The sequence below is a fragment of the Pseudoramibacter alactolyticus ATCC 23263 genome, from assembly GCF_000185505.1.
In the GTDB taxonomy this organism is placed as follows: domain Bacteria; phylum Bacillota; class Clostridia; order Eubacteriales; family Eubacteriaceae; genus Pseudoramibacter; species Pseudoramibacter alactolyticus.
On the sequence record NZ_GL622359.1, the window covers coordinates 1,550,113 to 1,563,403 of the forward strand.

A 13,291-nucleotide genomic window follows, 5' to 3' on the forward strand; every position below is an offset into this window, starting at 1 on the left:
TCAATCATTTATTTAATTGTCATCTTTCGCAAATCGCCGCAACGTCTGTATTGTTATTTTCATATGTTAGGTCTGTAATTTACATGTAATAGTTTACCATCTCTCTCTTTTCTTGTCAACCATTTTTCTGAAGATTATCAGCGCTTATTTGCAACTTTTTGAGATGCATATCCCTATATCTATGCTAAACTAAAATCGTTCTTAATTGTACCGACCGCACGCATTCACAATCAAGGAAATTAACATGTCCACCGTCTCCCGTACTTCTGAAATTTTTGACGCGCCTGAGCGCGCTTCCATCGCCAAAGCACTCCTTACCTGGTTTGCCGAAAACAAGCGCAACCTGCCCTTCCGCCATGCCGACGGGCAGGGCCGCAAAGATCCTTATGCCATCTGGATCTCCGAGATCATGGCCCAGCAAACACAGATTGACACCCTGCTTCCCTATTACGAGCGTTTTATCCATCAATTTCCAGATGTCGCGGCTTTAGCCGCCGCCGAAGAAGATGCTGTGCTCAAAACCTGGGAGGGCCTGGGCTATTATTCCCGGGCGCGCAACCTGCGCAAGGCTGCCCAGACCATCCAAAGCAATTTTAACGGCCGTTTCCCGGCGGCCTACGCCGATATTCTCTCCCTTCCCGGCATCGGGCCCTACACCGCCGGCGCCATCGCGTCCATCGCCTTCGACTTGCCGGTTGCCGCGGTGGACGGCAACGTTATGCGGGTCATCACCCGACTGGCCGACTGGTCCATCGACATCGCGGGCAGCGACGCCAAAAAGAGAATCGGCGCCGTCGTCACGGATTTAATGCCCGAAGAAGCCCCCGGCGACTTTAATGAAGCCCTGATGGAGCTCGGCGCGCTGGTGTGCACGCCAAATGCCCCTGCCTGCCTGCTCTGCCCCTGGCGCGATCATTGCCGGGCACTGGCGGCCGGCCGCACCGAATCCCTGCCCGTTAAAACCAAAAGAGTCCGCCACCGCATCCTCAATGTGGCCGTAGGCCTCGTCACCGATAGGCGCGGCCGCCTGTTGATTGAAAAACGCCCGGCGAAAGGCCTTCTCGCCGGGCTGTGGGGCCTGCCCATTGTCGAAGCGAATGACAACGCCGCCCCCCTGGACGCCGCTCTCAGCGCGCAGCTGAACCGGCCGATGCAGGGGCATTATCTCGGCGAGGCCAAGCACGTCTTCACCCACCGCACCTGGCGCATGCGCGTTTATCGCTACACGGTCGGCGCCTTCCCCGACGGCTGCGTCGCCGCCGACCGCAACGCCTTGCACCGAACCTACGCCCTGCCCACGGCCTTTTCCAAACTGCTGCCGCTGCTCGAACAATCGTGACATCGCGCGCCCGCTGAGCGGGCGTTTTTTATCGCGTCGATTTTGGCGCTTTGATTTTGCTTTCAAAACCCCGGGTATTGGCGTATAATATTTAAAAATATCGAATTTTAAATGTTCTTTGCGGCCCTGCCGCATATTTGATGAAAAGAGGTCTCCCATGAAATCCCGTCTATCCCGATTAAACCCCAACCGCAAAATCGCCGGTGCGATTTTGCTCATCATCCTGATCGTCCTCGGCCTGCTGATGGCCGGCGACCGGTTTTACGTCGACTTTCTCTGGTTCCGCCAAATGGGCTATCTCAATGTTTTTTGGAAGGAACTTTTGACCAAGCTGGCCATCGGCACCCCTGTCTTTGCGATCCTGCTGGTGATCCTGCATTTCTATCTGCGCTATCTGCGGGCGCTGGCCGACCGGTATACCCGAAGATCGCCTCGGGTGCTCCAGCGTTCCGAGCGGCTGGGGCTGCGGCTGGTGATGGTCCTGGTCGCGCTTTTCATCGCACAGAAGGTGGCCGCCGGCACCTGGAATGAATGGCTGCTCTCCACCCATTCCTCCGGCTTTGGCAAGACCGACCCCCTTTACGGGCTGGACCTCTCCTTTTATTTCTTCACGCTGCCGATGCTCAAAGCGCTGCACACCGTTTTGCTGAGCTGCTTCGCCGTCCTTGCACTTTTCACCCTGCTTTACATCCTCTATGCGCTCTACCGCGACAGCGATCTGGATCCCGGCGCTTGGCGGCCCGGCCCGGCTCTCGGCGACGCGCTGCAGCGCGCCGGCAAATCCTTCCTGAACCTCGTCGCGGATCAGCTCGGACGCTTTGCGGGCATTTTCTTTTTACTCGCCGCCCTCGGCCTGCTTATCCGTCTGTTTGAAATGGTTTACGGCGGGACCGGCATGGTCTTCGGCGCCGGCGCTTCCGACATCGCCGTCGGCCGGCCGGTGCTTGTCATCGGCATCATGCTCTGTCTCTTCTTCGCCGTGTTTTCTGTCATCCACGGCCGAAAGGGGCAGCTGCGCCGCCTGGCAGTCGGCCCCGTCGTGCTCATCGCCGTGATGATCCTCGGCGGCATCACTCAAAGTGTTTATGAATACGCCGCGGTTGTGCCCAACCAATACAACCGCGAAAAACCCTATATTGAGAAAAATATCCAGGCCACCCGGGATGCCTACGGCCTTGGCGACGTGACCGTCAAAGAATACGCGCCCACCCAAAAAATCACCGCCGCCGATATTCAGAACAATCGCACCACCATCGCCAACATTCCTATCAACGACCAAAAGCCCACCCGGGATATGTACAACTCGCTGCAGGGCATTCGCAATTATTACAAATTCGACGATGTCGATGTGGACCGCTATCCCATCGCCGGCAGTCTCACCGAGGTTTTCGTGGGCGAGCGGGAAATGGACACGGGCGCCCTTGCAAGCGACGCCAAGACCTGGGTCAACCAGCATCTGAAATACACCCACGGCTTCGGTATGGCCGTGTCGCCGGCCAACAAGGTCAACGAAGTCGGCCAGCCGGAGCTCACGGTCAAAAACATCCCGCCCCAAAGCCGCGCCGCCGCGCTCAAAATCGCCCAGCCGCGGATTTATTTCGGCGAGGGGCACTACGAATACTGCGTGGTGAACGCGGCCTCCAAAGAGTTCGACTATCCCAAGGGCGACAACAACGCCGAAACGCGTTACACCGGCCGGGCCGGCATCCGGCTGAACTTCTTTAACCGGCTGGCCTTCGCCCTTTACGAGCGCTCGCCGGAAATACTCTTTTCTTCTGAAATCTCGGGCAACAGCCGCATTCTGATCCATCGGAACGTCATGGACCGCATCAAAACCATCGCGCCCTTCCTGGCCTATAACAACGATCCCTATATGACCATCGTGGGCGGCCGCCTGTATTGGATTGCCGACGCCTTTGTGAAAAGCGACCGCTATCCCTACGCCAAGCCCTATGACGACGCCGGCCATAATTACCTTAAAAATCCGGTGAAGGTGGTGGTCGATGCTTACAATGGCGACGTGACTTTCTACCAGGTGGCCGACGAACCGGTTCTGAACACCTATGCCAAAATCTTTCCGGGGCTCGTCAAAAGCATGCATCAGATGCCCCGGGGGCTGCGCGCGCACTTGCGCTATTCCAAAACGGTTTTCGACGTGCAGGCCAAAATCTACGCCACCTATCACATGACCAATCCCCAGGTGTTCTACAACAAAGAAGACGCCTGGAGCGCCGCCCATCAATTTTATGGCACCAGCAAAACCGAGCAGGCCATCGGCTCCAATTATCAAATCATGAAGCTGCCCGGCCGGAAGACCGAATTCATGCTGACCAAACCCTTCACGCCGCGCAATAAAGACAACGCCATCGCCTGGCTCGCCGGTGTCTCCGACGGGGATGACTACGGCCGGCTGCTGCTCTATCAATTCCCCAAATCCAGCCTGGTATACGGCCCGATGCAGGTGGAGCAGCGCATCGACCAGGACACCACCATCAGCCCGCAGCTCACCCTGCTGGGACAGCAGGGCTCCAATGTGATGCGGGGAAACTTGCTGATGATCCCCATCGAGCAGGGCCTGATCTATGTCAAGCCCATTTATATCCAGGCGGATTCCGGCGACAACAACCTGCCGGAGGTCAAAGAGGTGATCGTCTGCTACCAAAACAAAATCGTAATGGCCGGCACCCTCGATGACGCCCTGGCCAAAATATTCGACACAAATGCGGCGGCCGGCACCCCGACGGCCACCGAAACGCAAAGCCAGTCCGGCAAACAAAGCCAGAGCATCAAAACGCTGGTGAATCAGGCCAACACCCTGTACGGCGAGGCCATCAAAGCCCAGCAGGCTGGCGACTGGGCCACCTACGGCGAAAAAATCAAAGCGCTGAAATCGGTGCTGGCCAAGCTTTCCGAACAAGCCAAATAAATCCGGAAAAAATCCCATGCGGCGGCCATGTCGCATGGGATCTTTATTTATTTTTTATCTATGCAATTTCATCCCCATTTTTCGGCGGCAAAAGGATGCGCATGCGCTTCCATCTGATAGGCATAGGCCTGAAACGCCCGGCACATTGCCGGATGATTGAGCTGAAAAGTCACCAATGGCGGCGACTGACGCATCACCAGCGTCGTGTCCGAGCCGATCACCAGTTTCACCCGGCGAAAGGGCAACGCCGGCAGGATATACAAATAATAGTTGGCATGGGCCTTGAAGAATGCTTTCAGATGACGCAGATGTGCCTCGTATTGTGACGGCGTAATAAACCATCGATTCACCGTTTAACGGCGCCGCCACCCGTATTTGTCCGGCCGCAACCGCCGCATCGGACGGCCAAGGCCAATACTCGCAGACATAGCCTGCCTGAAGCCAATGCGCGTAATGCTTTTGCTGCTTTCGCCATGCCGCCATCAACGCCTCCGAGCCAAAGCTTGCGGCCAAATCCTCCGGCATGGTCGCCAGCGACGGCCCGCTTTGGATCACCGTCACCCCGCTTTCCGGCATCGGACACGCCGCCGTCTCGCCGATGCGCATCAATGGTTTCGCTTGTGCGAATAGCCCGCGATAGGCCCGTTCGACGGATACAAGGCTTGACGCCTCCTCGTGATAATGATAGAGACCTGTCGCCTCGCAGCCTGCCACATGGCAAGCCGTGACCGCGGCGACGCCCGGACAATAAAAGAAAGTGTGGGAAAAGGCGCCGTCCCCGGAACGGGTGCGGTAATAAGGCTCCATCATCCCGGACATATAAAGGGGCAGCCAGCTGCGAATGGCGGCCTGCATCTCGTTAAGACCCCGGTCGATGCTGTGGATCATTCGGATACGCGTGCCCCTTTTGACACAGGCCCGCATCAACGCGGTCCACTTTGTGTGGAAGGCCGAATCCGACACCAGCCAATCCATCGGCTGATCGGAATACAGCCAAAGCCTTTTAGCGTTTCGGTAAAGGGCCGTCCTCAAAAAGCAAAGAACCGCCGCCCGAAATCCTGATGCCCCGATATAAAACGTCGGCTGGGCGCCGTCCGCAACAGCGGGCATCACCGCGTCCAGCGGCGGCATTTGTCCCTCTCCGGCTTCGGAAAGATCCGCATCAAAGGCCGTTAATAACCGGTCTGCCGCCGCCGCCCAATCCGCTTCAAAGGTGTCAAAATCACAAAGCCAGCGGGAAAAATGGCCTTCGTCCGCCTCCGGCACTGTCACCCCCATCAGCCGAGCCAGGGCGGCTTGCCGGCCCATGGTTATCACCCGGCCGTAAAGCAGATGACACAGCCGTCCCGCCAGTGCCGAATTGGATTTTGGCGAACGCGCTCCGGAGCGAAACCGACTGATCAGCGACGCATCCACATTCAGTTTCTGGCTTAGCTTCACATTGGTCATCTCCACCAGCCCCATAATGGCATCCAACTTTTCGCCGAAATGATAAAAGGGGCCTGCCGTTCCAGTGGATGGCACCTGATTCCGGGAGATTTCTTCCCCTTCAAGCAGCCAATCCGCAAGACCCTGTTCGAAATCTGCCGCCTCGTCCTGATCTGTTACGGAAACCAACAGTGCCCGCTTCCCCTGATCTCTGGCCAATTGGCCGATCCCCTGCACCAATTTAGACAAGCTGGCACTCGTAGCTTTTGGCACCCTGGTCCCGCTGCGCATTCGGCTGATATTGGTGCGGTCGAATCCCGCGTATCTTGCCAGTTCGGAGTTATTCGTCCCGAGCGCGGCCATAAGTTGATTGAGTCTCTCGCTGAACATGACTTATCCTTTCCACGGTTGCTTCCCCGGCGCTGCCGTCTGTGCCAAATACTTGTCATTGACAGTCCTTTGGCACATCTTTCTTTTTCACGTTTTCATTATACAATAGAATGAACAGGATCGCTATCTCCGATATGCGGTCGCACAAAAGGTTTGCGTTCCGTCGTTCAAGAAATCCAAATTAAGAAATTAAGAAAGGAATGACCCACCATGATGCAAAAGAAAACAACCGCCCCAATAACCTGGCGCGTCCTGGCCGGACTGCTGCTCGCCTTGGTCTTGATCTTCTCTCTAACCGGCTGCGGTCCCGATCCCGAGGCCGAGGCCAAGGCCTCGCTGGACAAAACTTTGTCGGCTATGAAATCGGCAGATATCAAAAAAATCAGCAAGATCGGCGGCAAAAACAGCTTTTACGACGATGCCGATAAAATTTTCGGCTCAAAAGATGCCGCTCAGCAAATCATGAAGGCCATGCTTGGCCATTTCGACTACAAAATTCTCTCATCCAAGAAAGTCGACGACAATAACGTGACCCTCCGTGTCAAGATGACCAATGTGGACATGAATAAGGTTGTTCCCAAATGGTACAAAGATCTTATGAGTTACGCGGCGGCAAATCCTGCCGTTGCCTCCGACGAGAAGGCCATAATGGCAAAGACCTTCGACATTCTGAAAACCGATGTCGACCAAGCGGCCAAGGATAAAACCTTCACCAGCAAAACCGTGACGATCAAAATGAAAAAGGTTAAAGACAAATGGAAATTCAACGACGCAGACGATCAAATACTCGATGCGATGCTCGGCGGCTTCCAAAACGCTGTTAAAAACCTCTGATTAACTCCGACCGCGGCGACCATCCGAATCGCGACACCTAAAAAAGGCTGTGAAGTGACACAGCCTTTTTTGATTGCCTTGCTATTTCCCGGGTAATACCGTTTTATTTTTTAAAGGATGCCGCAAAATAGGGCACGGCCACCAAAACGATGCCGCCGATCATATTTCCCAGCGTCACCACGCCCAAATTAAACCAATAACCGGACCAGGTAACCGCCGCGCCGGCCGGATTGAACATCGCGACGCTCAGCAGGGTCATATTGGCCACGCTGTGTTCAAAGCCGGTGGTGATAAAGGCGAATAAACACCAGAAAATCATGATGAGCTTGCCGGATTCCGACTGACATTTTGTGCCGCACCACACGGCCAGGCAGACCAACATATTGCACAAAATGCCCCGCATCAAAAGCGGCACAAAACCGGCGCTCATTTTTGCCAGGGCGCCGCCCGCCATAAAGGCCGCCACGACGCCGGTTCCCAGGCCTGTCGCGCGATAAATCAGCGCCAACAGAAAGGAGCCTGCCAAATTCCCCGCCCAGCAGATGATCCAAAGGCGAATGACTTCCGCCAAGGTCACTTTTTTCTGCAGAAGCCCCGCGGACATCACGAGATTATTCCCGGTGAAAAGTTCTGCGCCAGCAATGACCACCAAACTCAGCGCCACCCCGAAAGCAAGGCCCATCACCGTTTTTGTATAAGATGCGCCGGCCAGCTGGCTGCCGATGGTAAAACTCAGCAGCACCCCGATCCCGATGTAAATCCCCGCCATCATCGCCATGATCCAATAGCCCAACGGATTCTTTTTTAAAAACTGGACTTTTCCCGCGGCGGTACGAGCTGTCGCGTCATAGGTCTCCGTAAACATGGTGTTCCTCCTTCAATTGCTTGCAATGCCCGCCTTTTTACGGATGACTGAGCGTCGCCTCATAACCGTTGTCGGCGCTGACTTCGTTGCTCCACGCCGAATAATATCGCGTGCCGTCAATTTCGATGTAGGCCCGCACCTTTCCTTTAAGCATATAACCGGCATCACTCGTCGTAACGGTCACCGCGGTGCTGTCGGCTTCCCGGTTTTCGCCCTGGATCACCTTGGATGTACCCGGCTGCAGCAGGGTGATGCTTGTGTCGTAGCCCGTTGCGCCGGAAACTTTGTTCCAGCTGAAGCTCTTGGCATCCATCCCGTTCACGTCTTCCACATCCTTCCAGGTCTGGGCCTTCGGCGCGGACAGAGCCCGAATGGTATAAACACCTTTGACCGTCCGGCTTTTGCGGCCGCTGCTATTGTATTCCACCGCACGGATCACCGTCGTATTTTCCGGCGGCAGCATAATGGCCCCGGTGTAGCGCGCGGATGCCTTGGTTGGCGCGTCCCCATTGGTCGTGTAATAAATGGTCTCTCCGGATTTCCCGGCTTTGATGCTCAGTTTAAATCCGGCGTTAAAAGTGCCGGACGCGTCTTTAAAGACCGGCTTGCCCACCAGCAGTGTTTCCCGGCGATCGATATAACTTGTGTCGCCGGTGGCTTTTGCGGCACGATCCAGCAAATCGCTGATGGCGTCATTGCTCTTATTGGCCGCCACATAAAGATCGATCAAGGTGTCATACAAATATTTTTTATCTTTTTTAGATGTCACGTTTTTCAAGGCCTTATTGACAATCTTGATCCCCGTGTTGTATTTCCCCAGGCGTTTGGCCGCGTCTCCGGCAGTCACACCGGCACGTCGGTTGATGTCATCGGCTTCTGCCACCTGATTGAGCTTAGCCACAGCTGCCCGCTTGCGGTTTGTCCGAGCCTCAAGAGCCGCCCACAGCGCCTTGCCATAGGTGGTGCTTTCGTGTTTGACTGCCGCGTTAAGCTGTTTTTTCGCACTCGGATATTGACCCAGACCAATATCTGCCGCGGCCTGTCCTTCATAACCGTCGGGCTTGCGCGCTTTAATCCGGGACGCCTGGGCATAACTTGCTTTCGCGTTTTTGTATTTGGCCGCATCCAGATAACTGTCACCGGCACGCATCGCATGTGTGTATTGGTTGTTTTGCAACCATAAAAACAAGCCGCCGGCCGCAGCTGCCACCAAAATCAGTCCCGCCACCACAGCAATAGCCTTCAGATTCGGCTTTTTCTTTTTAACCGGCGGCACAATCTTTTGCTCAGGCTTTGCTTCCTCGTCGCCGGACCGGGGCCCCGACACCTGCCGTGCGCTCACCCTTTTTCGCCAGCGACGTTTCCCGGCGGCTGTGTTTCCTTCCCTGGGTGCCGGACGCACAGCCGCTTCAGCTTCCGACAGATCGAGCGCCTTCCCCTGATCGCGATCCAGATCAGACGGCGCCGACTCGTCGGCATGAAATAATGCGTTGGGACTGCCGCAATGCTTACAAAAACGATCAGTTGCGATGATCGGTTTCCCACAATGTCTGCAGAACATTTTTTCTCTCCATTCTTGATTTAATTTATTTTATTATAGCACAAGTTCTTTTTTGCCATTTAAGAAAGCATTTAAAATCCGTTCGATCTGGCCGTGCCTTTTAACCTTTGTCGTTTTTTGGGACGTTTTTGATTTGACGGTTGACAATTTGATAACCCTATCGTACAATCAGAATGATGTTAGTTATTTCTAACTTAATATTTTTTATTTGGAGGTTTTCATGAAAAAGTTATTAGCCATCTGTGCGATCAGCATCACTCTTTTAGCTGTCGCCGCCTGCGGAATATCCGAAAAAAATCATCAACGCAACGAGCATCGGTCGAAAAAGACGGTTACTGTCACGACCTCCTTTTTGTACGATATGGTTGAACATCTCGCTGGTGAGAATGTCCGCCTCAAGCTTATTATTCCCGCCGGAGAAGATCCGCATCTGTATGTCGCCAAATCGGAGGACCTTCGGAAAATTCAAAGCGCGGACTTAGTTCTTTACCACGGGCTTCACTTTGAGGGAAAAATGCAGGATGCGCTCAAGGAAAAAGGCTATGCCGTGAGCAAAACCTTCGACCGCGAAAAAATCGGCAGCATGGAAGAAGGAGGAAAGCGCGTTCAGGATCCCCATTTCTGGTTCGACATTGACCTTTATAAAGAAGCGACTTCAAACGCCGCCGGCGCCTTGATCAAAACCATGCCAGAAAAGAAGGCGCAAATCGAAAAAAATCGGGATGCCTATCTCAAAACGCTAACGGCCCTCGACAAGGAAAATAAAGCGAAACTCGCACAAATTCCAAAATCACAGCGTTATCTTATCACGCCGCATGATGCCTTTAATTATTTCTCGAGACGCTATGCCATTCCTGTTCGCGCGCCCCAGGGCGTCAGCACAGACAGCGAGGTGGCCAACAAAGATATTGAGGACACCGCCGATTTTATCGTTGCCCACCGCATCAAAGCCATCTTTGCCGAGTCCACCACCGATCCTGCCCGGATGGAAAAGCTCAGAGAAGCCTGCAGGGCCAAAGGTTTTGATGTGAAAATGGCCAAGTCTGAGGGCGAACAGCTCTTCTCCGATTCTCTGGCCCCCAAGGGACAGGCGGGCGATACTTATGTGAGCATGTACCGCCACAATGTAGATTTAATAGTCCGCTACCTGAAATAACCGGCGGCTTTGAACGGCCTTGACTTGATAATGAAAGGAAATGCGATGAACAACAGCATCGTCACCATTGAAGATATGACCATGGCCTACCACGATGCGCCGGTCCTCTGGGATGTGGACATTCAGATTCCGGCCGGATCTCGGACGGCCATCATCGGGCCTAACGGCGCCGGAAAGTCCACCTTGCTCAGGGGCATTTTGGGACTTCAGCGTCCTTTATCGGGCAAGGTGTTGATCGACGGTCTGCCAGTCAAAAAAGCATTGAAAAAAATCGCCTATATCCCGCAGACCGGCACAGTCAACTGGCATTTCCCCACCAATGTTTTGGACGTCGTTTTGATGGGACGCTACAACCGCATCGGCTGGATCCGAAGGCCCGGCCGCCGGGACCGACAGGCCGCCTCCCGGGCCATTGAAATAATGGGCCTCACGGATCTTCGGCATCGACAAATTGCGCAGCTCAGCGGCGGCCAGCGGCAGCGCGTGTTTATCGCCCGGGCCATCGCCCAGGATGCCGGCATTTATTTAATGGATGAGCCCCTGGCCGGCGTCGACAAAAAAACCGAGGGTATCATCATTGATTTCATTAAAACCCTGCAAAAGGAGGGACGCACCACCATTGTCGTTCATCATGATTTAAACACCCTGGCGGATTATTTTGACCACGTCGTCATTCTTAACCGAAACGTTATCGCCCAAGGGCCTGTGAGCGATGTCTTGACGCCGGCCAACCTCGAGCGGGCGATGATGGTGGGAGGATCCTGTGCTCAACGTTAATGTTTTAACCAGTTATGCCTTTATCGTCGTGGCCCTGGGAACCTCTCTGCTCGCGGCGGCCGCCGGTGCCGTTGGCTGCATCAATGTTCTCAAGGGCGAATCTCTCATCGGGGATGCCATCGGCCATGCCACCTTTCCCGGTGTGGTTTTCGCTTTTATGCTGGCGTTGCAGCGCAGTCCCGCCGTGCTGCTCCTGGGCGCCCTCTTTACCGGTGCCGTCGCATACTTGCTTATTCAATTGCTGAACACACATTCCAAGCTTGATCTCGATGCGATTCTGGCCGTCGTGCTTTCCGCCTTTTTTGGCATGGGCATGGTTCTCAAAAGCTATATCCAGGGCAATTCCCGTTATGGCCGGGCTTCCCAGGCAGGACTTCAAAATTATATTTTCGGGCAGGCCGCATTCATCATGCGCGGCGATATCAAAGTCATCTTTGCCGTTGCTGCGGGAATCTTGCTGCTATTGCTCCTGTTTTATAAAGAAATAAAGGTTTCTATTTTCGACCGCGAATATGCTGCCGTCATCGGCCTGCCTTCCGGAATTATCTCAGGGATAACCGTGCTGATGACCCTGAGCGTGATCGCCACGGGATTAAAACTGATCGGCGCAATCTTGATTGCTTCGCTGCTTGTCATTCCGGCCATCATCGCCCTGCAGTGGAGCAGCCGCTTCGACCGCGTGATGATCATCGCCGCCCTTTCGGGCGGGATTTCTTCGCTCATCGGCACTTATATATCGACGATATGCAATGGCATGTCCACCGGACCCGTGATTATCGTGGTGATGAGCCTGATGGCGTTGATCTCTTTGGTCTTCGGGCCCCGGGGCGGCCTTGCCCGATTCAGAATCAGGAGGCGCTACCGATGATGACCGCCATCACCCTATTAAAAGATTTTTTGATGGCCAACGAAGCCCTGTGGGTTCTCTGGCTCACTGCCGTCACCTGTGCACTCATTGGCTCTTTTTTGGTCCTCAGGCACCTCTCGATGGTATCCGACGCCATCTCTCATTCGGTCCTGCTGGGCATTGTGCTGGCTTTTTTTGCGGTGCACGATCTGCGCTCGCCGTGGCTTGTCATCGGGGCCGCCGTTTTCGGCGTGTTAACCGTGATGGCCGTGGAGCAGCTTTCCAAAACCGGCCTGATCCGCAATCACGACGCCGTAGGCATCGTCTTCCCTTTGTTCTTTGCGTTCGCAGTAATCCTCATCACAAAATATGCCCGCAACGTCCACCTCGACACGGACATGGTGCTCATGGGGGAGGTCATCATGGCACCCCTGTACCGAATAACCGTGCTGGGCTATTCACTGCCCAAATCGCTGATCGCCATGGGGCTGATTTTTTGTGTCAACCTGGCCTTTATCCTGATCTTTTTTAAAGAGCTCAAGCTAACGGCCTTTGACCGGGAGTTTGCCATCACCCTCGGCTTTTCCTCTCCCTTTTTATTTTATGCCTTGATGACCCTCTCTTCCCTGACGGCCGTCATCGCCTTTGACGCGGTTGGGGCCATCCTGGTCGTCAGCTTTTTGATCGCGCCCAATGCCAGCGCCTACATGCTCAGCAAGGATCTCCGGCAGATGCTTCTCATCAGCGTGCTTTATGCCTCAGCCAATACGATCATCGGTTATCTGCTGGCCCTCGCGGCGAATGTATCTGTCTCCGGCATGACCGCCGCCGTGGCCGGCGGCACCACCCTGCTGACCTTCTTCCTCCACAAGGACGGTCTGGTCACCACCCTGCTTCGCAGGCGAAAACAGCGCCGCCGCTTTTATCTTGATTTATTGACGATACACATCGGCAATCATATGGGCACCCCCGACGCCTTCCGCGAAAACGGGGTCCTGACGATCAAACATCATTTGCATTGGCAGCCGTCGATGATCGAACGCCACGCCGGCATCCTCGCGGCCGACGGTCTGCTGACTGTCCAGAACCAGCAATATCTGCTGACGCCAAAGGGACTCTGCCGATACCGCAGGCTCCGGCAGAATCTCTGATCCCTTCAAAAGGCAAA

10 protein-coding genes are annotated in these 13,291 nt (G+C 54.7%); 7 read left to right on the forward strand and 3 right to left on the reverse strand.

Going from position 1 to position 13,291, the window contains the following annotated elements; all coding sequences use genetic code 11:
- Positions 1-244: 244 nt before the first annotated feature.
- Both mutY and HMPREF0721_RS07455 read left to right on the forward strand, forming a co-directional pair.
- Complete coding sequence (gene mutY / locus HMPREF0721_RS07450) at positions 245-1,339, forward strand: A/G-specific adenine glycosylase (protein WP_083798156.1); 1,095 nt, start codon at positions 245-247, stop codon at positions 1,337-1,339.
- A 157-nt stretch (positions 1,340-1,496) separates the two neighbouring features.
- Positions 1,497-4,265, forward strand: a complete 2,769-nt coding sequence (locus HMPREF0721_RS07455) for a UPF0182 family membrane protein (protein WP_006599062.1) — start codon at positions 1,497-1,499, stop codon at positions 4,263-4,265.
- Between the two features lie 54 nt (positions 4,266-4,319).
- On the opposite strand, the gene HMPREF0721_RS07460 is transcribed toward HMPREF0721_RS07455, so the two are convergent.
- Positions 4,320-6,083, reverse strand: a complete 1,764-nt coding sequence (locus HMPREF0721_RS07460) for a helix-turn-helix domain-containing protein (RefSeq protein WP_006599063.1) — start codon at positions 6,081-6,083, stop codon at positions 4,320-4,322.
- A 210-nt stretch (positions 6,084-6,293) separates the two neighbouring features.
- Between HMPREF0721_RS07460 and HMPREF0721_RS07465 the strand changes: the two genes are divergently transcribed.
- Entirely contained in the window at positions 6,294-6,917 is a 624-nt protein-coding gene (locus HMPREF0721_RS07465) for a hypothetical protein (protein WP_006599064.1), read from the forward strand.
- Positions 6,918-7,020: 103 nt separating this feature from the next.
- On the opposite strand, the gene HMPREF0721_RS07470 is transcribed toward HMPREF0721_RS07465, so the two are convergent.
- Together HMPREF0721_RS07470 and HMPREF0721_RS07475 are read right to left on the reverse strand one after the other, a co-directional pair.
- The gene (locus tag HMPREF0721_RS07470; RefSeq protein WP_006599065.1) at positions 7,021-7,782 is read right to left on the reverse strand and encodes a formate/nitrite transporter family protein; all 762 of its coding nucleotides are present in this window, start codon (positions 7,780-7,782) and stop codon (positions 7,021-7,023) included.
- Positions 7,783-7,819: 37 nt separating this feature from the next.
- Positions 7,820-9,343 (reverse strand): chitobiase/beta-hexosaminidase C-terminal domain-containing protein, encoded by a 1,524-nt coding sequence (locus HMPREF0721_RS07475; protein ID WP_006599066.1) that lies wholly within the window; start codon positions 9,341-9,343, stop codon positions 7,820-7,822.
- A 220-nt stretch (positions 9,344-9,563) separates the two neighbouring features.
- Between HMPREF0721_RS07475 and HMPREF0721_RS07480 the strand changes: the two genes are divergently transcribed.
- From HMPREF0721_RS07480 to HMPREF0721_RS07495, 4 genes are read left to right on the forward strand one after another with little or no spacing between them, the layout of a single operon-like run.
- Positions 9,564-10,499, forward strand: a complete 936-nt coding sequence (locus HMPREF0721_RS07480; RefSeq protein ID WP_006599067.1) for a metal ABC transporter solute-binding protein, Zn/Mn family — start codon at positions 9,564-9,566, stop codon at positions 10,497-10,499.
- Positions 10,500-10,544: 45 nt separating this feature from the next.
- Positions 10,545-11,276 (forward strand): metal ABC transporter ATP-binding protein, encoded by a 732-nt coding sequence (locus HMPREF0721_RS07485; protein WP_040639982.1) that lies wholly within the window; start codon positions 10,545-10,547, stop codon positions 11,274-11,276.
- Complete coding sequence (locus HMPREF0721_RS07490) at positions 11,263-12,144, forward strand: metal ABC transporter permease (RefSeq protein WP_006599069.1); 882 nt, start codon at positions 11,263-11,265, stop codon at positions 12,142-12,144. Before HMPREF0721_RS07485 ends, HMPREF0721_RS07490 begins: the two co-directional genes overlap by 14 nt.
- Entirely contained in the window at positions 12,141-13,274 is a 1,134-nt protein-coding gene (locus tag HMPREF0721_RS07495; protein ID WP_006599070.1) for a metal ABC transporter permease, read from the forward strand. The genes HMPREF0721_RS07490 and HMPREF0721_RS07495 overlap by 4 nt, the downstream gene beginning before the upstream one ends.
- Positions 13,275-13,291 lie beyond the last annotated feature (17 nt).

Excerpts from the sequence above, each read along its gene's own strand:
- mutY (WP_083798156.1), top strand. The coding sequence starts at position 245 with ATGTCCACCGTCTCCCGTACTTCTGAAATTTTTGACGCGCCTGAGCGC.
- HMPREF0721_RS07455 (WP_006599062.1), top strand. The coding sequence starts at position 1,497 with ATGAAATCCCGTCTATCCCGATTAAACCCCAACCGCAAAATCGCCGGT.
- HMPREF0721_RS07460 (WP_006599063.1), bottom strand. The coding sequence starts at position 6,083 with ATGTTCAGCGAGAGACTCAATCAACTTATGGCCGCGCTCGGGACGAAT.
- HMPREF0721_RS07465 (WP_006599064.1), top strand. The coding sequence starts at position 6,294 with ATGATGCAAAAGAAAACAACCGCCCCAATAACCTGGCGCGTCCTGGCC.
- HMPREF0721_RS07470 (WP_006599065.1), bottom strand. The coding sequence starts at position 7,782 with ATGTTTACGGAGACCTATGACGCGACAGCTCGTACCGCCGCGGGAAAA.
- HMPREF0721_RS07475 (WP_006599066.1), bottom strand. The coding sequence starts at position 9,343 with ATGTTCTGCAGACATTGTGGGAAACCGATCATCGCAACTGATCGTTTT.
- HMPREF0721_RS07480 (WP_006599067.1), top strand. The coding sequence starts at position 9,564 with ATGAAAAAGTTATTAGCCATCTGTGCGATCAGCATCACTCTTTTAGCT.
- HMPREF0721_RS07485 (WP_040639982.1), top strand. The coding sequence starts at position 10,545 with ATGAACAACAGCATCGTCACCATTGAAGATATGACCATGGCCTACCAC.
- HMPREF0721_RS07495 (WP_006599070.1), top strand. The coding sequence starts at position 12,141 with ATGATGACCGCCATCACCCTATTAAAAGATTTTTTGATGGCCAACGAA.